Source organism: Catellatospora bangladeshensis, from assembly GCF_016862575.1.
GTDB classification, from domain to species: Bacteria; Actinomycetota; Actinomycetes; order Mycobacteriales; family Micromonosporaceae; genus Catellatospora; species Catellatospora bangladeshensis.
This window is the reverse complement of the sequence record NZ_BONF01000033.1, coordinates 18,177-37,613: the sequence shown is the minus strand read 5'-3', so window position 1 is coordinate 37,613 and position 19,437 is coordinate 18,177. Positions and strand designations below refer to the sequence as shown.

General features: G+C 73.6%; 14 protein-coding genes. 11 read left to right on the top strand and 3 right to left on the bottom strand.

Going from position 1 to position 19,437, the window contains the following annotated elements:
• Positions 1 to 42 precede the first annotated feature (42 nt).
• Positions 43 to 1,068 carry a carbohydrate ABC transporter permease gene (locus tag Cba03nite_RS26785; protein WP_203751723.1) on the bottom strand — a complete coding sequence of 342 codons (1,026 nt, stop codon included), beginning with the start codon at positions 1,066 to 1,068 and terminating at the stop codon, positions 43 to 45.
• 95 nt (positions 1,069 to 1,163) lie between these two features.
• Positions 1,164 to 2,468, bottom strand: coding sequence for an ABC transporter substrate-binding protein (locus Cba03nite_RS26780; protein ID WP_203751721.1), 1,305 nt, complete (start codon positions 2,466 to 2,468; stop codon positions 1,164 to 1,166).
• Between the two features lie 282 nt (positions 2,469 to 2,750).
• Between Cba03nite_RS26780 and Cba03nite_RS26775 the strand changes: the two genes are divergently transcribed.
• The gene (locus Cba03nite_RS26775) at positions 2,751 to 3,821 is read left to right on the top strand and encodes a potassium channel family protein (RefSeq protein ID WP_203751718.1); all 1,071 of its coding nucleotides are present in this window, start codon (positions 2,751 to 2,753) and stop codon (positions 3,819 to 3,821) included.
• 56 nt (positions 3,822 to 3,877) lie between these two features.
• Here Cba03nite_RS26775 and Cba03nite_RS26770 read toward each other — a convergent pair whose 3' ends face one another.
• Positions 3,878 to 4,102: a hypothetical protein gene (locus tag Cba03nite_RS26770; protein WP_203751715.1), complete on the bottom strand. Its 225-nt coding sequence runs from the start codon at positions 4,100 to 4,102 to the stop codon at positions 3,878 to 3,880.
• 260 nt (positions 4,103 to 4,362) lie between these two features.
• On the opposite strand from Cba03nite_RS26770, the gene Cba03nite_RS26765 reads away from it, so the two are divergent.
• The 10 genes from Cba03nite_RS26765 (at position 4,363) to Cba03nite_RS26720 (ending at position 19,421) form a co-directional block, all read left to right on the top strand.
• Entirely contained in the window at positions 4,363 to 7,848 is a 3,486-nt protein-coding gene (locus tag Cba03nite_RS26765; RefSeq protein WP_203751712.1) for a BTAD domain-containing putative transcriptional regulator, read from the top strand.
• Between the two features lie 177 nt (positions 7,849 to 8,025).
• Positions 8,026 to 8,784, top strand: a complete 759-nt coding sequence (locus tag Cba03nite_RS26760; RefSeq protein WP_239126040.1) for a dihydrofolate reductase family protein — start codon at positions 8,026 to 8,028, stop codon at positions 8,782 to 8,784.
• A 107-nt stretch (positions 8,785 to 8,891) separates the two neighbouring features.
• Complete coding sequence (locus Cba03nite_RS26755; protein ID WP_203751709.1) at positions 8,892 to 9,386, top strand: SigE family RNA polymerase sigma factor; 495 nt, start codon at positions 8,892 to 8,894, stop codon at positions 9,384 to 9,386.
• Complete coding sequence (locus Cba03nite_RS26750; protein WP_203751706.1) at positions 9,383 to 10,447, top strand: hypothetical protein; 1,065 nt, start codon at positions 9,383 to 9,385, stop codon at positions 10,445 to 10,447. The genes Cba03nite_RS26755 and Cba03nite_RS26750 overlap by 4 nt, the downstream gene beginning before the upstream one ends.
• Positions 10,448 to 10,486: 39 nt before the next feature.
• Positions 10,487 to 11,305, top strand: coding sequence for a class I SAM-dependent methyltransferase (locus Cba03nite_RS26745; protein ID WP_203751703.1), 819 nt, complete (start codon positions 10,487 to 10,489; stop codon positions 11,303 to 11,305).
• Positions 11,306 to 11,807: 502 nt separating this feature from the next.
• Positions 11,808 to 13,565 carry an ATP-binding protein gene (locus Cba03nite_RS26740; RefSeq protein WP_373315773.1) on the top strand — a complete coding sequence of 586 codons (1,758 nt, stop codon included), beginning with the start codon at positions 11,808 to 11,810 and terminating at the stop codon, positions 13,563 to 13,565.
• Between the two features lie 16 nt (positions 13,566 to 13,581).
• The gene (locus Cba03nite_RS26735; protein WP_203751697.1) at positions 13,582 to 14,745 is read left to right on the top strand and encodes an exonuclease SbcCD subunit D; all 1,164 of its coding nucleotides are present in this window, start codon (positions 13,582 to 13,584) and stop codon (positions 14,743 to 14,745) included.
• Between the two features lie 52 nt (positions 14,746 to 14,797).
• Entirely contained in the window at positions 14,798 to 17,275 is a 2,478-nt protein-coding gene (locus Cba03nite_RS26730) for an AAA family ATPase (RefSeq protein WP_203751694.1), read from the top strand.
• A gap of 23 nt (positions 17,276 to 17,298) precedes the next feature.
• Positions 17,299 to 18,249: a hypothetical protein gene (locus tag Cba03nite_RS26725; RefSeq protein ID WP_203751691.1), complete on the top strand. Its 951-nt coding sequence runs from the start codon at positions 17,299 to 17,301 to the stop codon at positions 18,247 to 18,249.
• 236 nt (positions 18,250 to 18,485) lie between these two features.
• Positions 18,486 to 19,421 (top strand): lytic polysaccharide monooxygenase, encoded by a 936-nt coding sequence (locus tag Cba03nite_RS26720; RefSeq protein ID WP_239126025.1) that lies wholly within the window; start codon positions 18,486 to 18,488, stop codon positions 19,419 to 19,421.
• Positions 19,422 to 19,437 lie beyond the last annotated feature (16 nt).

Sequence of the window (19,437 nt, the reverse complement as noted above, 5' to 3'; positions counted from 1 at the left end):
CCGGGGCGGCTTCGCGGGCGCCGGGCCGGACTGCGGTCGCGGTCATCGCTTCACCTTCTTCTTCTTCGCGGTCCCGTCAGCGGAGCGCAGGCTCCTGGTGAACAGGAAGTTGATCACGCTGAATACCAGGATCATGATGAAGAGCAGCCAGGCGACCGTGGCGGCACGGCCCAGCTCGAACTTCATGTAGAACTGCTCCATCAGGAACATCGTCACCGTCTGCGACTGCCGGTCCGAGCCGCCCAGCAGCGGGTTGCCACCGCCGGTGAACAGCAGCGGCTCGCCGTAAAGCTGCAGGCCGCCGATGGTCGAGATGATGGTCACGAAGATGATGGTGGGCCGCAGCATGGGAACCGTCATGGTCCAGAACTGCCGCCACGACGAGGCGCCGTCCAGCGAGGCCGACTCGTAGATGTCGCGCGGGATGGACTGCATCGCGGCCAGGAAGATCAGCGCGTTGTAGCCGGTCCAGCGCCAGTCGACCATCGAGGAGATGGCGACCCAGGACGACCAGCTGTGCGCCTGCCACTCGATCGGATCTATGCCGACCAGGCCCAGCAGCCAGTTGATCAGGCCGAAGTCGCGGCTGTAGAGCTGGGTGAACACGATCGACACCGCGGCGACCGAGGTGATGTTCGGGATCAGCACGCCCATCCGCAGCAGGGTGCGGCCGCGCAGGCGCTTGTTGAGCGCGTTGGCCAGGATCAGCGCCAGGATCAGCTGGGGCACGGTCGACATCAGGAACAGCGCGAGCGTGTTCACGACCGAGTTCCAGAAGTCGTCGTCCTTCAGGAACATCACGAAGTTGTCGAGCCCGACGAACTTGGCGGTCTCGACGGTGGAGCCGAGATCCCAGTCGTAGAGCGACATCCGCAGCGTGTAGATCAGCGGCCAGAGACCGAAGATGCCGAAGACGACGAAGAACGGCGCGATGTACAGGTACGGGGAGTACTTGATGTCGAGCCGCCCGAGCACTCCCCTGCTCCTGCGCGGTTCCGAGGGCGGCGGCGAGCCACCCCTGCGCTGCCTCGGCGCGACGTCGTGTCGCGGGGAGGATTGCACTGTCATGACCACTCCTGTGCTAAGCCGGCCGGCGAGGTGGTGACTGCCATGGCCGGGGTGCGCGGTCAGCTGACCGCGCACCCCGGCTCTGTGAGGCGTTGTTACTGGGCAGCCTTCTTGCCGTCCTCGACGGCGGCCTTCCAGCCGTCGGCGGCCGACTTGGTGCCCTGCTCCACCGTGCGGAGCGCGTTCTCGACGGCGGTGCGCACCGGGGCGTTCTTCGCGCCCAGGTAGACCGGCTTCAGGTCCAGCGCGCCCTTGGCGAAGATGTCACCGGTCGGGGCCTTGCTGAAGTAGTCGTTCACCGCGGCCTTGACGGCCGCGTCCGCCAGCGCCTGCGGCGACGAGGGCAGGTTGCCCTTCGACTTGAAGGCGGCGATCTGGCCGGCCGGGTTGGTCAGGAACTTGACCAGCTCAGCGGCCTCCTTGGCGTGCTTGGTCTGCTTCGGCACGGCCAGGAACGAGCCACCCCAGTTGCCGCCGCCACCGGGGGCGGCCGCGATGTCCCACTTGCCGCTGCCGGTGTCACCGTTCTGCGAGGTGATGTAGCCGGTCATCCACGCCGGGCAGGCGATGGTGGCGAACTGGGCCTGCTTGAAGCCGTTGTTCCACTCGTTCGACCACGCCTGGAGCTTGGCCGACAGGCCCGCGTCCAGGATCTTGACCGCGAGGTCGTACGAGTCCTTGACCGCCGGGTTGGTGTCGATGGTCATCGCACCCGACTTGTCGAAGTAGGTGTAGCCCGCGCCCTGACCGGCCTTCTGCATCAGGATCGTGTTGTAGGTGTTGGTCACCGCGTCGATGAAGCCCGCGTCCTTGACCTTGCCCTTGAACTGCTTGCCGACGTTGATGTAGTCGTCCCAGGTCGGCCACAGCGCCGAGACGGCGGCGCGGTCGGTGGGCAGGCCCGCCTTCTTGAACAGGTCGGTGCGGTAGCACATGGCCATCGAGCCGACGTCGGTGCCCAGGCCGAGGATCTTGCCGTCGGCCGTGGTGCCCTGCTGGAACTTCCACGGGATGAAGTTGCCCGCGAGGTCCTTGGCGCCGTGCTCACCCAGGTCGACGAAGAGGTTCGCCTTGTCCAGGTAGGAGATGATGACGCCCTCTTCGAGCGCCACGATGTCGCCCGCGCCCGCGCCGGCGGCCAGGCGCTGGGTCAGCTGCTGGTTGTGCGCGTCCAGCTGCGAACCGGTGCCCCGCTCAACGATCTTGATGTTGGGGTGCTCCTGCATGTACTGCTTGTAAAGCTCTTCGTAACCGAAGTTGCCGAAGACGTCCACGTTCAGGGTGATCTGCTCGGTGGCGCCGGGAGCCGGCTCCTCCCCCGAACAGGCCGCTGCGCCGAGCGTGACGGCGGCAGCGAGTGCGATCGCCGCGAAGGAACGGCGCCGCAGGATCGTGCTCATCCTGACCCCTCTCAGGTCGTCGATGTGCGGTGGGGGTGATGCGTAAGGGATCGGGCTCCCTGTGGCGTGGACCACATGGTCGGGAGCGCTCCCATGAGATTGCCGTGAGGTTACGTGGGTGTCAAGGGCGCTGATGGGAGCGTTCCCATTCTGTTACCTATGTCACTTCATGATCAATAATCCCGTGGCCAGCTAGGATGACTCGGTAATTGGTCGTTCGACGCATGCTGATTCGTTCGATTGGCGAGTTACGGTCAGCCGTTCGTCGGATACTCTCCGAGCATGGCCGGGCCGAAGAGGATCACCGCTAACGCGATCGAGCGCGGGCAGATCAAACTGCCGGAGCGCGAGTTCGATCCGCTCCGCCAGGTCGGCCGGCGCATCCTCTACGGACTCGGCATCCTCGTCGCCGTGGTGTGCGTCGTGATGGCCGACCGCACCGGATACAAGGACGGCGCCGACGGCGAGATGAGCTGGCTGGACGCGCTCTACTACGCCACCGTCACGCTGTCGACCACCGGCTACGGTGACATCGTGCCGGTCAGCCCCACCGCCCGGCTGGTGAACATCCTGGTCATCACCCCGCTGCGGATCGCCTTCCTGGCCGTGCTCATCGGCACGGCGTTCGAGGTGGCCGGGCGCCGCTTCCGGGACCAACACCGCCGCGACCGCTGGAGGAAGACCTTGCGCGGACACACCGTCGTCATCGGGTACGGCACCAAGGGCGCCAACGCCATCCGCCAGCTGCAGGCCACCGGCGTCACCCCGGACCACGTCGTGGTGGTGGACAGCCGCCAGGACTACGTGGACGAGGCCAACCGCGACGGCTACGCCGCGGTGCTCGGCGACGCCACCCGCGAGGTGGTGCTGCGCCAGGCCGCCGTGCCCACCGCCGCCCGGGTCGTGATCGCCACCAACCGCGACGACACCGCGGTGCTGGCCACCCTCACGGTCCGCCAGCTCAACCCGAAGTGCCTGGTCGTCGCGTCGATCCGGGAGGCCGAGAACGAGCCGCTGCTGCTGCGCTCCGGCGCCGACGCGGTGATCACCTCGTCCGCGGCGGCCGGCCGGCTGCTCGGCGTCGCCGCACAGTCGCCGCTGGTCAGCGAGGTCTACGCGGACCTGCTGGTGCACGGCGACGGGCTGGAGCTGGTGGAGCGCCCCGCCCTGGCCGAGGAGGTCGGCCGCCCGCCCCACGAGATCACCGAGCCGGTGGTCGCGGTGCTGCGCGGCGGCCGCGCGCTGCCGTACCAGGAGGCCGGGACGGTCGAGCCGGGCGACACGCTGGTCGTCGTCGGCTGCCGGCCGCGCACCAAGGGCGGCCCGAGCGAGTCCGTCGTCGCCATGCCGTGACTCCGTGCGACCGGCGCGGCCGGCCGCACGGAGTCCCCCGTCTCAGCGGGCGGGCGTCAGTTCAGGTACCACAGGGCGTAGCCGCCCGGCGCGGGCTTGCAGTCGTAGTCGTCCCAGCCCAGCGCCTGGCTGTAGTAGGCGCCGCCGTAGACGCACGACAGGCTCTGGCTGTAGACGGCGTAGACGCGCCAGCTGGCGGCCTGCGCCACCGTCGCGGTGCCCCCGACCATCGCGGCGGCCAGGGCGCCGACGGCGGCGACCCGGGCGAGCTTCTTCCGCATGACCTCTCCTCTCGCGGCCGCCCCCGCGGCGGCCTGCGCTGTCGAAACTAGGCAGCGCCGCTGGGCCCGCCATGGGTCGTTCCTGGACGGTGCGGCGCCCGCCGCCGCTTGCTCGCTCCGGGCGGTCCGGCCTGCTCACGCCTCCCACCCGGACCGGGCCGGGCGGCCCGCTTCCAGCACGACCGGCAACACCGGCATAATCGACGGCGGGTGATGCATGGGATCGACACACCTCGGTCCCCCGCAAGGAGATGTCCGGTATGGCGCTTCACCCTGCCCGCACCCCGGCGCAGCTGCTCGCCGGGTTCCGCCGGCGCGCCGAGCTCACCCAGGACGCCCTGGCCGCCAAGGCCGGCGTCGCCGTGCGCACCGTGCGTGACCTCGAACGCGGCACCGTACGCCGCTACCGCCCCGACGTGCTGCACCGGATCTCCGCCGCGCTGGCCCTCACCGCCGACGAGCACGCACAGAGCCTGGCCCGCCTCTGCGCCGCTCCCGGCAGGCCCGCCGCGCCGCTGGTGGCCGTGCTCGGGCCGGTCCGGGTGGCCGTCGGCGAGACCGTCGCCGTGCTGGGGCCGGTCCCGCAGCGGCTGCTGCTGGCGCTGCTCGCGCTGCGCCCCGGCGACGCCGTCTCCGTCGACGAGATCACCGACGTGCTGTGGAGCGGCGAGCCGCCCCGCACCAGCCGCAACCTCGTCCACGGGTACGTCGGCCGGCTGCGCGAGGCGCTCGGCGGCGCCGGGCTGCGCCGCCAGGCGGGCGGTTACCTGCTCGACCCGGAGCTGGTGGAGACCGACGTGGCCCGGTTCGAGCAGAGCCACGGCGAGGCCGTCGACGCCGCCCGGCAGGGTGCCGACGAGCCCGCGCTGCGGGCGTACGAGCGGGCGCTGGCCTGCTGGCGCGGGCCGTACGCGGCCGACGTACGCGGCCACCTCGCGCACCTGCCCGCCGTGGTGGCGCTCGACGCCCGGCGCCTGTCCGCCGCGCTCGGCTGGGCCGAGCTGGCGCTGCGCGCGGGCCGCCCGGACGCGGTGACCGGGCAGCTCGCCGCGCTGGCCCGGGAACACCCGCTGCACGAGGCGCTGCACGCGCTGCTGATCTCGGCGCTGGCCGCCGCCGGTGACCAGGCCGGGGCGCTGGCCCGCTACGACGAGCTGCGGGCGCGGCTGTCCGACGAGCTGGGCGTGGCCCCCGGCGCGGCCGTGCAGGAGGTGTTCCTGCGGGTGCTGCGCCGGGAGGAGGACGCACGCCCCGCCGCCGCGCCCATGCCGGCCGCGACCCCGGCCCGGCCCGCGCAGCTCCCGCTCGGCACGTCGGCGTTCACCGGCCGCCACGACCAGCTCGCCGCGCTCGACGAGCTGCTGGCCGAGCGCGGCGCGGACCCGGCCGCGCCCGCCGTCGCGGTCGTCGTCGGCATGGCCGGGGTCGGCAAGACCGCGCTGGCCGTGCACTGGGCGCACCGCGGCCGGGCCCGCTTCCCCGACGGCCAGCTCTTCGTCAACCTGCGCGGGCACTCCCCCGGCACCGCGCTGCGCCCCGCCGACGCGCTCGGCCAGCTGCTCACCGCGCTCGGGGTGGCCCCGGCCCAGATCCCCGCCGACGAGGAGCAGGCGGCGGGCCTGTACCGCAGCGCCACCGCGGAGAGCCGCCACCTGGTGGTGCTCGACGACGCGCTGGACGCCGACCAGGTGCGCCCGCTGCTGCCCGCCGGGCGCGGCTGCCTGACCCTGGTGACCAGCCGGCACCGGCTCGACGGCCTGGTCGCGCGGGAGGGCGCCCGGCGGCTGCCGCTGCGCCCGCTCAGCGCCGCCGAGTCGCTGTCCCTGCTGCGCGACACGATCGGCGCGGGCCGGGTCACCGCCGAGCGGGCCGCCGCGGCGCGCCTCGCCCAGCTCTGCGCCCATCTGCCGCTGGCCCTGCGCATCGCCGCCGCGGGCCTGCACGAGCACGACCGGCTCGGCGAGTACGCCGACGCGGTCGCCGCCGGTGCGCTGGACCGGCTCGGGCTGTCCGGCGACGAGCAGGGCGCGGTACGAGCCGCGTTCACCCGCTCCTACGACCGGCTGCCCGAGCCCGGACGGCGGCTGTTCCGGCTGCTCAGCCTCGCGCCCGGCCCGGGCTTCACCCGGCACGCCGCCGCCGCGCTGGCCGGGCTGCCCCGCGCCGCGGCCGGTCCGCTGCTCGACCAGCTCACCGCCGCGCACCTGGTGGAGCAGCCCGCCCCCGGCGGCTACACCTTCCACGACCTGCTGCGCCTCTACGCCGCCGAGCGGGCCGCCGCCGAGGAGCCCGCCACGGAGCGGCAGGCCGCCGTGCACCGGCTGCTCAGCCATCTGACCTGCACCGTCGACGCCGCCGCCGCGCGCCTCTACCCGCACATCCTGCGCCTGCCCGCGGCCGACCGGGCGGGCTGCGCCTGCCCCGCGCCGGACTCCCACGTGGACCTGCCCGACTCCGCCGCGGCGCTGGCCTGGCTGGACGGCCAGCGCCCACAGCTCGTCGCCGCCATCGGCCAGGCCGCCGGGCACGGCTCGCCCGGTGCGGCCTGGCGCCTGGCCGACGGCCTGCGCGGCTACTTCCAGATGCGCATGCACCTGGCCGACTGGGAGCAGGTCGGCCGGACCGCGCTGGCCGCCGCCGAGACCGCGGACCACCCCCGCGCGCAGGCCGCGAGCCTGCTCGGCCTCGCCGCCGCGGCGACCTTCCGGGGCCACCCCGACCAGGCCGTGCCGCTGTACGAGCGGTCGGCGGCGTGCAGCGCGGCGGCGGGCTGGACCGCTGGGCAGGCCGCCGCCGTCGGCAACCTCGGCGCGGCCCACCACGTGTCCGGCGCGCAGCAGGCCGCCGCCGGTTACTACGAGCAGGCCCTCGCCCTCAACCAGCAGGCCGGTGACCTGGGCGGGCAGGCGGTGAACCTGGTCCGGCTCGGCGGCATCCACATGGAACTCGGCCGCCCCGAGCAGGCGGTGCCGATGTACCGCGCCGCGCTGCCGCTCTACCGGGAGCTGGGGTCCGCGGCCGGGGAGGTGTTCGCCCGCAACTCGCTGGGGCAGGCGCTGCACCTGCTCGGCCGGCAGACCGAGGCCGAGACGGAACTGGACGCGGCGCTGGCGGCGAGCCGGGCGGTCGGCGACCGCATCGCCGAGGCCGACCTGCTCGCCGGGCTCGCCGCGGTGCACCGCGACACGGGGCGCGCGGGCAGCGCGCTGACGCTGGCCGACACCGCCGCGGCGCTCAGCGAGGAACTCGCCCACCAGCGCCTGCGGCTGCGGGCGTACGAGGCGCGCGGGACCGTGCATGCCGCGCTCGGCGACCCCGGCCGGGCGCGCGAGGACCTCGGCCACGCGCTGCGGCTCGCCGACCAGACCGGGCAGCGTTACGCCGCGGTCGAGGCGCTGCTGGCCCTCGCCGACCTGCTGCGTCCGGACGCGGTGGGGCTGGGCTACGCCCAGCGGGCCGCGTCCGAGTCCCGGCAGGCCGGCTACCGGCTGCTGGAGGGCCGGGCGCTGCACCAGCTCGCCGCGTACGCGCTGGCCGCCGGGGACACCGCGGGCGCACTCGACACCGGCGGGCAGGCGCTCGCGGCGCACGAGGAGACCGGGCACCGGCCCGGCGCCGCCCGCACCCGCCTGCTGCTCGCCGAGACCCACCGCCGACGCGGCGAGGACGAGGCCGCCGCCGCGCATCGCGCCGCCGGGCTGGCCCTCCAGTCCGCCCCCGGCCCGCTGCCCGCCCCGATAGAGTGAGGCCGTGATCTGCCAGGCCTGCCGGGAGCAGCGGCACACCGAGTGCCGGGGGCGCAGCTGGTGCGACTGCCAGCACCGCCCGCCACAGCCCACGCCGCCCGCCACGGGCGCGGCCGGCGAGTGAGCCCGACCTCCCCCACCGGCGACGCCGTGCGCGGCGGGACCGGCTCACGTCCGCTGGTGCGTGAGCTGGCCGGGCTGAGCGACGACGATCTGGTGCGGCTCTATCCCCGCAGGGACCGGCCGTGGCTGCGGGCCAACTTCGTGTCCAGCCTGGACGGGGCGGTGGCCGTCGACGGCCTGTCGGCCGGGCTGTCCGGGGCCGACGACAAGCGGGTGTTCCGGCTGCTGCGCATGCTGTGCGACGCGGTGCTCGTCGGCGCGGGCACGCTGCGGGACGAGGGCTACCGGCCGCTCACCCTGGACGCCGCTCGGCGGGCCTGGCGGCAGGAGCACGGGCTGGTCGCGTACCCACGGCTGGTGGTGGTGTCGGGGACGCTGCGGCTCGACCCGGCCGCGCCCGCGCTGGCCCAGGCCCCGGTGCGGCCGCTGATCCTGGCCGGGCCCGCCGCGCCCGCGGCGGCCCGGCGGGCGCTGGCCCCGGTCGCCGACGTGGCCGACCTGCCCGACCTGGCGGGCGGGCTGCGGCTGCTGCACGGGCAGGGCCTGTCGCAGGTGCTGTGCGAGGGCGGGCCGCTGCTGCTCGGGGCACTCGGGGCGGCCGACCTGATCGACGAGCTGTGCCTGACCGTGTCGCCGCTGCTGGCCGGGGCGGGCTCGGGCCGCATCACGGCGGGCGCGCCGCACCCGCCGCGGCCCATGCGCACCGTGCACGTGCTCGCCGCGGGCGAGGGCCTGCTGCTGACACGGCACGTGCGGCGTGACGCGGAACACGACGCCGCGGCGCCCGGCCACGATCCCGGCACCACCCCCTGAGCTGGTCTTACCTCGCAGAGCAGGTAGCGTCACGCGGTCCGTGAGCGCGGGCAACCCGCAGCGTCCGCCGACTTGTAGTACCGGGGACCGACATCCCGGGAGGACTGGTGGCGCACGCCGACACCTTCGCGGAGTTCGTGACGACCCGCTCGTCACGGCTGCTCCGCACCGCCTACCTGCTCACCCACGACTGGGGGCAGGCCGAGGACCTGCTGCAGACCAGCCTGGTCAAGGCATGGAGCGCCTGGCGGCGCATCGAGGCCGACCCCGAGCCGTACGTGCGCCGCATCCTCGTCAACACGTACGCCACCTGGTGGCGGCGGCGCTGGCGCGGCGAGCAGCCCGCCGAGCGGCTGCCCGAACCGGCGGGCAGTGAACCGCACCTAGACGTCGACGCGCGTGACGAGGTGTGGCGGGCCCTGGGTCGGCTGCCGCGCCGCCAGCGGGCCGTGCTGGTGCTGCGCTATTTCGAGGACCTCAGCGAGACGCAGATCGCCGAGGCCATGGGGGTGTCCGTCGGCACCGTGAAGAGCCAGGCCGCCAAGGCGCTGGCCCGCCTGCGGCTGGACGAGTCGCTCACGCTCGAGGGGGCCCTCCGATGATCGACCTGAAGGACCTGCTGGACGACCGCTCCACCACCCCACCGGAGGTGTCCCAGCATTTGCGGCTCGACCAGGTGCAGGGGCGGATCGCCGTACGGCGCCGCCGCAGGACAACCGCCGCCGGGGCACTCGCCGCGTTGATCGCCTTGGTAGTCGTGGGATACACCGTCGCGCCCGGCCTCCGCGCCGCGCCCGAGCCAGCCGTCACCCGGATACCCCCGACGGTCAAGGGTTTCCCCAAGTACAACTTCGGCACCAAAGTCGTCGCCGCCGAGCGCACCGCGCCTGGGGTGACGACGCTGACCCTCACCTGGCTGCCCGCGCCCACCGTCACGACGTACACCGTCATCGAGAAGTGCTGGACTGCACTGAACGGCGGCACCATCGAGGTCGACATCAAGGTAAACGGCGGACCGCGTCTCGGCGGCTCCTGCGGCGGCGGATGGACCAGTGCCCTTGACGAGCAGGCACGGGCCCGCGCCGCCCGGGGCGAGCCGATCGTGTTCACCATGACCGCGACCGGGTACGGCGACTACGACTCCACGGCCGGCGAGTGGCGGACCGGGCCGCTTCCCGCCGACGCCGTGCTCGGAATGGCGGTCGCGGAGCCCGTGCCCTTCGCCGACTACCCGCTGCCGTCTCGCCCCGAGCGGCTCAAGCCGCTCGATCTCCGGGAGGTCATCGTCAACGAGGGGATCACCTACGCCCCGATCAGCGAAGCGGTGGAGGTGCACAGCGACCCGGCAGACCCGTCGCGGCCGCAGCGCATAACCCTGCTGTGGCAGGACCACTACTCCCTGGTCATGGCCGCGCAGACGCCCGGCGTTCTCACGTTCGCCGCCGACGGCTCCGACTTCGACACCGCGAGCTGGTGGAGCTACGAGGGCGGTCACATCGTGCGGGACTGGGACACCGCCGACTACCAGCCACTCCCGCCGATCCCGGGGTTCGTCCGGCCGCCCGCCGGGACCGTCGTCACACTGACCGTCACGCCGCAGCACTTCACCGGGGCCTGGGCGGTGCGGCTGGTGGCCGGTAAGGAGACGCCCGGGCGGTCCTGATCAGGCGAGTATCCTCACCCCCTGATCTCGGGGGTGAGGATGACGGAGTTCGACGAGTACGAGCGGCGGGCGTGGCAGGGGCGTGCTGCCACGTACGAGCGCAGCTTCGCGCTGATGTGCGCGTATCCGGCACCGGCGCTGCTGGACGCGGCCGGGGTCGGGGCCGGGGACAAGGTGCTCGACGTGGGCACCGGGCCGGGCACGGTCGCAGCGCTGGCGTGCGCTCGCGGCGCGGCCGTCACCGCCGTCGACCCCGAGGAGAGCATGCTCGACGCGGCCCGGCGCAACGCGCCCGCGGCCGACGTGCGGCACGGGGTGCTGCCCCGGCTCGATCTGGAGGACGAGGCGTTCGACGTGGTCACCGCGAACTTCGTGCTCAACCACGTGGGGGATCCGGTGGCGGCGCTGGGCGAGCTGCGCCGGGTCACCCGGGTGGGTGGGCGGATCGCGTTCACGGTGTGGCCGTATCCGCTGCCGATGCTGCAGCGCCTGTGGGGGGATGTGACCGAGGCGCTCGCTTTGCCCACACCGCAGCCGCCGTTGCCGCGGGTCGCGGCGGAGGTCAACTTCTCGCGTACGCCGGACGGGCTGCGGGGATTGCTGGAGCGGGCCGGGCTGGTCGAGTTGTCCTGCCAGGAGGTGGTGTGGACGCACCATGCCGATCCGGAGGACTGGTGGGCGGCGCCGGCGAGCGGGATGGGGTCGCTGGGGAAGGTGCTGGCCACGTTGCCGCCGGCGGGGGTGGCCGAGGCGCGGGGGCATTACGAGCGGCTCACCGCTGGTCACCGGACTGCCGACGGGCGGTTGGCGTTGCCGACCGGGTGTCTGATCGCGGTCGGAGTGGTCCCGCCGCGCTGACCTTCGGGCGTCGCCTCCGGTCCCGTGAGGGCTCGGTCCTGTTGGCGCCGAGGAGGAGGGGGCGAGGTTGGTCGTGATGGCTGGGGAAGATCGGTGCTTCGTGTCGAAAAGTGAGGCTGGAGCTCACCTTTCGACACGAACTAGCGATCATGGCCCACTGGCCCCCTGACTGGCCCCGGGTTCCCCTCGCGAAGGAGGGGCTTGATCGCGGGCTCGTGTCGAAAAGTATGGTCTAGCCCCACTTTCCGACACGAAACACTGATCTTCACCACCCCCTCCACTCGGCGCCGCCTTTCACGGGCCCCTGCCCACGACGGCACCGCGCCCATGATCACGAAGTCGTGTCCAAAAGTGCGCCCCAGCCCCACCTTTCGACACGAGACGGCGATCTTGGCTGGTGGAAGACCGGAGTGGCGGTTGTCGGGGAGGCGACACGGGGAGCGGTGCTTGTCACGGACAGGGGCGCGGAAGGCTGGCTTTGTCGCCGGTGGCCGCTAGGGTCGTGCGGGTGAGCGAGGAGCAGCCGGGAACGCCGGTCGGGCGGGTGCTGGGCACCGAGGACGCGAGTCCGCTGACCTTCTGGGTCGCGGTCGCCGAGGGGTCGTACCTGCAGCTCGACGATGTCGTGGTGACCCAGCGGGAGTTGCCCGACCTGGGTGCGGTGACCATCGCGGGGGTGGTGACCAGTGTGCGGGCCCGGCACGAGGGTGCGAGCTTCGACTCGGACGTGTTCGCCATCGCCGACGGGATGCTGCCCGCGCAGGTGCAGGAGGCGGCCGAGGTCACGGTGACCCGGGTCGATCCCGAGGTGTACGTGCCGCCGCTGCCGGGCGCGGTGGCGTTCCGGGCGGAGGGCGCGGCGCGTGACGGTGCGCTGTCGTTCGACCGGATGCAGCGCCGCCTGCCGATCGGCACGGGCCGCGATGGCATGCCGGTGTATCTCAACGCGGACTTCCTCGACGGCAGCCGGGGCGCGCACGTGTCCATCTCGGGCATCTCGGGCGTCGCCACCAAGACCAGCTTCGCGACCTTCCTGCTGTACTCCGTGTTCCGCTCGGGCGTGTTCGGCGGCGACGCGGTCAACACCAAGGCGCTGATCTTCAACGTGAAGGGCGAGGACCTGCTGTTCCTCGACCACCCGAACACCCGGCTCGACGAGCGCACCCGCGCGCAGTACCACAAGCTGGGGCTGGAGGCCGCGCCGTTCCCGCAGGTCAACGTGTTCGCTCCGGCGCGGGCGGGCGACCCGACGGGCAGCCCGGACGTGGCCAGCCGGCTGACCGGGGTGGACCCGTTCTACTGGACGCTCGCGCAGTTCTGCACCGACCGGCTGCTGCCGTACGTGTTCGCCGACGCCGACGACGAGCGGCAGCAGTACACGATGGTGGTGCACTCGGTGACCGCGCAGCTGGCCAAGCACGCGGTGCCGACCGACGGCGCGATCACCCTCGACGGCTTCCGGATCAACAGCTACGAGCAGCTCGTCGACCACCTCGTCGAGCAGCTGAACGACGAGGACACCCGCGGGGTCTGGGCGGGCAGCTCGATCGGCGTGGCGACGGTCAACGCGTTCGCCCGGCGCCTGATCAACAGCAAGCGGGACCTGGCCCGGCTGATCCGCGGCGACCTGCCGGAGCGCCGCGCGCACAGCATCTCCACCGCCGAGAGCGCCCAGGTCACCGTGGTGGACCTGCACAACCTGCCGGACCGGGCGCAGCGCTTCGTGGTCGGTGTGACGCTGAAGACCGAGTTCGAGCGCAAGGAGAAGGCGGGCTCGGCCAAGCCGCTGCTGTTCGTGGTGCTCGACGAGCTGAACAAGTACGCCCCGCGCGACGGCTCCAGCCCGATCAAGGACGTGCTGCTCGACATCGCCGAGCGCGGCCGCTCGCTGGGCGTGGTGCTGATCGGCGCGCAGCAGACCGCCTCCGAGGTGGAGCGGCGCATCGTGGCCAACTCGGCGATCCGGGTGGTGGGCCGGCTGGACCCGGCCGAGGCCGGCCGCCCGGAGTACGGCTTCCTCCCGCCCGCGCAGCGCCAGCGGGTGCTGCTGGCCAAGCCGGGCACCATGTTCGTGGGCCAGCCGGAGATCCCGGTGCCGCTGGCGGTGGAGTTCCCGTTCCCGGCCTGGGCGACCCGGCCCGGCGAGGCGGGTCCCGCGCCGCGCGCGACGCTGGCCAGCATGGTCAGCGCCGCCGACCCGTTCGCGGTGGTCGGCTCGGGTGCGCGCAACGGCATGCCCGACGACGACATCCCCTTCTAGCCGGAGGTCTCCCCCGATGCGCATCCTGCACACCTCCGACTGGCACGTCGGCAAGGTGCTCAAGGGCCGTTCCCGGATCAGCGAGCAGATCGCGGCGCTGCACGCGGTGGTCCAGATCGCCAAAGCCGAGCAGCCCGACCTGATCATCGTGGCCGGTGACCTGTTCGACGTGGCCGCGCCGTCGCCGGAGGCGACGAAGGTGGTGACCCGGGCGCTGAGCGCGCTGCGCGCCACCGGCGCGGAGGTGCTCGCGATCGCGGGCAACCACGACAACGGCGCGGCGCTGGACGCGCTGCGGTCCTGGGCGGACGCGGCCGGGATCATCCTGCGCGGCCGGGTCAGCGAGCACCCGGCCGACCACATCGTCACCGGCACCACCAAGGGCGGCGAGCGGTGGAGCTGCGTCGCGCTGCCGTTCCTCTCCCAGCGGTACGCCGTGCGCGCGCTGGAGATGTTCGAGCTGACCGAGGCGGAGGCGCAGGCGACGTACGCCGACCACCTGGCCCGGCTGATGTCGCGGCTGGCCGCGGAGGCGTTCACCGACCCGGGCGCGGTCAACCTGCTCACCGCGCACCTGACCGTGGTCGGCGGCACGATGGGCGGCGGTGAGCGGGACGCGCACTGCATTCTCGGCTACGCGGTGCCGTCGTCGGTGTTCCCGAGCAACGCGCACTACGTGGCGCTGGGCCACCTGCACCGGGCGCAGCTGCTGCCGGGCGCGTGCCCGGTGCGTTACAGCGGCTCGCCGATCGCGGTGGACTTCGGCGAGGAGGAGAACACCCCGAGCGTCACCATCGTCGAGGTCACCGCGCAGACGTCGGCGCGGGCGCGCACGGTGCCGCTGCCCGCGGCGACGCCGCTGCGTACGCTGCGCGGCACGCTGGAGGACCTGGCCGCCCAGGCCGAGGCGAACAACGCCGACGACGCCTGGCTGCGGGTGTACGTCGCCGAGCCGCCCCGGGCCGGGCTGCGCGAGCAGGTGCAGGAGCTGTATCCGCGCGCGCTGGAGATCCGGGTGGACCCGTCGGTGCTGCCGGACGCGGCGACGCGCACCGCGCGCCCGCAGCGCACCGGCCGCAGCGCGCCGCAGCTGTTCTCGGACTACCTGACCCACCGCGGCCACGAGGACCCCGCTACGAAGAACCTGTTCGAGCGGCTCTATCAGGAAGTGTCGGGGTGATCCGGCAGCATTGCGGCCAGGGGCGCCGGGCCTGCCGAGGAGAGGACCTGCGATGAGACCGCTGCGACTGGACCTGCGCGGCTTCACGGTGTTCCGGGAGCCGACCACGGTCGATCTGACCGACTGCGACTTCTTCGCCCTGGTCGGGCCGACCGGCTCGGGCAAGTCGACGCTGCTGGACGCGATCTGCTTCGCGCTGTACGGCACCGCGCCGCGCTGGGGCGGCGGCAAGAGCGTCGCGCACGCGCTCGCCCCGTCGGCCACCGAGGCCGCGGTCCGGCTGATCTTCGAGGCCGGGGGCACGCGGTACGCCGCGACGCGCGTGGTCCGCCGGGACGGCAAGGGCCGCGTGGCGACCCGGGCCGCCGGGCTCCAGGCGCTCACCCCGGGCTTCGACGCGTCCGTGCTGGACGGTGACGAGCTGCTGGAGGAGCTGGGCGAGGCGCTGGCCGGCACGCCCAGCGAGCTGGACCACGCCGTGTCCGAAGTGGTGGGCCTGCCCTACGACCAGTTCGTGAAGTGCGTGGTGCTGCCGCAGGGCGCGTTCGCCGCGTTCCTGCACGCGCGCCCGGCCGAGCGGCAGGAGATCCTGGTCCGGCTGCTGGGCCTGGACGTGTACGAGAAGATCCGCGAGCGCGCCGCCGGGCTGGTCACCGAGGCCAACGGCAGGCTGGCCGCGACCGAGCCGGTGCTGGCCGAGCTGACCGCGTCCGCCTCCGACGAGGCGATCGAGGCCGCCGAGCAGCGCGTCGAGCGGGTCCGGGTGCTGGCCGCCGAGGTGGACGCGGCGCTGCCGGGGCTGGACGCGGCGCAGCGGCAGGCCGAGCAGGTCGCCGCCGACGCGGCCGCCGCCGAGCAGCGGCTGCGCGTGCTGACCGCCGTCGCGGCCCCGGCCGGGGTGGCGATGCTGGCCGAGACGGCCCGGTCGGCCGCCGCCGCCGCGCAGGACGCCGCGATCGCCGTGGGCACCGCCGAGGAGTCCGAGGAGAAGGTGCGCGCCCAGCTGGAGGCGGCCCCCGACCCGACGGTGCTGCGCGGCCTGCTGGAGGCGTATGCGGAATCCGCCCGCCTGCAGGCCCAGCTCGCCGAGCTGACCGCCGCCGCGGCGCAGGCCCGGCAGGTGCACGAGGCCGCGCTCGGCTCGCAGCAGCAGGCGCTGGCCCGGGAGAAGCAGGCCGAGACCGGCCTGACCGAGGCGCAGCAGGCGCTGCTCGCCGCGCAGACCGCCGACCGGGCCGCCTGGCTGCGGCGGGATCTGAAGGCGGGCCACGACTGCCCGGTCTGCACCCAGCCGGTGGCGACCGTGCCGGCCATGCCCGACCAGCCCGCGATGACCGCCGCCAAGAAGGTCGTCGAGCAGGCCGAGAAGGCGCTGGCCACGGCCCGCTCCGGCCGGGAGGAGCTGGACCGGCGCGTCGCCGAGGCCGACCGCAGGCTCACCCGTGCCACGGCGCAGCACGAGCCGATGACCGCGCGCGCCGCCGAGGTGGCCCGCGTGCTGGAGGGCGCCGCGCCGGTGCCCGTGCTCCGGGAGCAGCTGGCCGGGGCCGAGGCGCTGCGCCGGGAGCTGACCGAGGCCACCGCCGCGCTGCGTACCGCCCGGGAGCAGCAGCGGCGCGCGGCCGCGGGCGCGCAGCAGGCGCAGGACCGGCTGGCCGCGGGCTGGCGGGCGTTCGACACGGCCCGCGACAGCGTCGCCGCGCTGACCCCGCCCCCCGCCGACCGTGATGACCTGGCCGCCGCCTGGCGCGTCCTCGACGGCTGGGCGCGCGAGCAGGCCGGTGCCGCGCAGGCCGCCCGCGACGGCGAGCGGGCCCGGCTGGCGCAGGCCCGCGAGCACGCGGCGGAGCTGGTGCACCGGCTCGACGAGCTGTTCGCCGCCGCCGAGCTGCGCCGCCCCGGCGCCGGGGAGCACCAGCGCGCCGCCGCGGTGACCGTGGAGCGGGCCGCCGCCGCGCGCGACGCGCTGCTGGAGCGGCGGGCGCAGGCCGAGGCGCTGCGCGCGCAGCGGGCCGCGGTCGAGGCCGACAAGCAGGTGGCCACGGCGCTGGCCACTCACCTGCGGGCCAACAACTTCGAGGCGTGGCTGCTGCAGGAGGCGCTGGACGCGCTGGTCGACGGCGCGTCGGCGATCCTGCGCGAGCTGTCCAACGGGCAGTACGACCTGATCCACGAGGATCGCGAGTTCTTCGTGGTGGACCACCACGACGCCGGGCTGCGGCGCACCGTGCGGACGCTGTCGGGCGGCGAGACGTTCCAGGCCTCGCTGGCGCTGGCGCTCGCGCTGGCCGACCAGCTCGGCGGCCTGTCCCCGACGGCGAGCCTGGAGTCCATCATGCTGGACGAGGGGTTCGGCACATTGGACGCGTCCACCCTGGACACCGTCGCCGCCACGCTGGAGAATCTCGCGGCCACCGGCGATCGGATGGTCGGCGTGGTCACCCACGTCCAGGCGCTGGCCGAGCGCATCCCGGTGCGCTTCGAGATCACCAAGGACGCCCGCACCGCCCGCGTGGAGCGGCTGGGATAGACGAGGGCTGGTAGACAGATCTCATGAAGTTCCATGTGGACGCCTGGGATCCGGGCTTCGGGGCCAGCATCGAGGGCTCCGATCGCGGACCTGCCGAGGCCAGCAGCGCCAAGCTCGACCCCGAGATCGAGCTGCCCTCGGCGTCCTGGCGACCCCTGGACACCCCGCCGGGCGTACGCGCCCCGGACGTGGTGCTGCTCGTCGACGGCGTACGCCGCACCGACGCGCGGCTGTGGATCGAGGACCACGACGGGGCCACCCGCCCCGGCCTGGCCAGCTCGTACGCGGCCGGGGTGGTGCGCTGCGAGCGCTCCACCGGGGCCAGCGTCACCGGGGTCAAGGTGGAGCGCACCCTGTTCACCGCCGCCGAGCAGCCCACCGACGTGGACGCCGGCCAGGCCGCCCGCTACCGCGCCGAGACCGTGCTCAACGCCGACGAGAAGGACCTCTCCAACCGCCTGCAGGGGGCGCTCACCGAGCTGGAGATCGAGGTGTCCCGGCAGTTGCGCGAGGACGGCGACCTGCTCATCGTGGACGGCCCGCTGCGCAGCCGCGACGCGCTGCCGCGCACCCTCGGCTACATCAAGACCCAGCAGAAGCAGTACCTGCCTGAGCGCCTGATCGGCGTGGTCGCCGCGCTCCAGGCGGGCCAGCGCACCCCGCTGTTCCGGATCACCGGCGTCTACGAGCGCCTGACCTGGTATCTGCGCCTCCCGCACGGCGGCACCTCACCCTGGGCGGGCGTGGTGCGCGTCGAGTGCTCGGCCGAGGTGCCCGAGCACCAGGCCGTCGCCCTGGCCGACCTGTCCACGGCGACCATCCCCCGTTTCGCGTCACTGCCCTACAAGGACCCCCGCGCCCCGCAGAACCTCGTCCCCATCGCCGGCCTGGAGAAGAAGCTCCGCCACCTCCTCGGCGACGGCAAACTCCTCCACCGCGCCCTCGCCCTCGCCGCCCACCGCACCGCCGCCTGACGACCCCGTCCGCCCGCGCTGCAGTTTCGGGGAAACTGCACGCTCCCGGCTCGGTGAACCTGCACTTTCCGGGAAACTGCCGGCCCTGCCGCGCGACGTTCCTTAACTTTGGCTGAAATACCTGAACGGTAGGTCGCGGTCGGGTCTCGGAGCATTGATCACCGTGAGGGCGGGGCGTACGTTCATCTCTTAGTTAAGTTTCCTTATTGGAGTGCTTCCCTAGAGAGGTGAATCGCATGCGCGTCGCTTCCCGCGCTGCCGTCGCCACGACCCTGCTGGCCATCGTGCCCACCCTCGCCGTGCTCGCCCTGTCGGGCAGCGCGTCGAGCCACGGGACCATGACCACCCCGGCCAGCCGGGTCTACTCCTGCTACCTGGAGGGCCCCGAGTCCCCCGACACCCCCGCCTGCCAGGCCGTCGTCGCGCTCGGCGGCACCCAGCCGCTCTACGACTGGAACGAGGTGAACATCGCCAACGCCGCCGGGCAGCACCGCAGCATCATCCCCGACGGCAAGCTGTGCAGCGCCAACCGCAGCAAGTACGCCGGCCTCGACCTGGGCCGCAGCGACTGGAACACGACCACGCTGCCCGCGTCCGGCTCGTACACCTTCCGGATCCGCGCCACCGCGCCGCACCGGGGCAACTGGCAGCTCTACATCACCCGGCCCGGCTACAACCCGCTCACGCCGCTGCGCTGGAGCGACCTGGAGGCCAGCCCGTTCCTGAACGTCACCGACCCCGCCGTCGTCGACGGCTACTACAGCCTGACCGGCAGCATCCCGGCCGGGCACCCGGGCCGCCACCTGATCTACATGATCTGGCAGCGCTCGGACAGCCCGGAGGCGTTCTACTCCTGCGCCGACGTGGTCATCGGCGGCACCGTCCCATCGCCGTCCGTCTCGGCCTCCCCGAGCGCGTCGCCCAGCGCGTCGCCGTCGCCCAGCACCTCGCCGAGCGCGTCGCCGTCGCCCAGCACCTCCCCCAGCACGTCGCCGAGCGCGTCGCCCAGCGCCAGCCCGACCGGCAGCACCCCGGCCTGGGCGCCGAACGTCAGCTACGCCACCGGCGCCCGCGTGACGTACGGCGGCAAGGTCTACACCTGCCGACAGGCGCACACCTCGCTGCCCGGCTGGGAGCCGGCCACCACCCCCGCACTGTGGCTGGCCGTCTGAGCGTGGCAGATTCGAT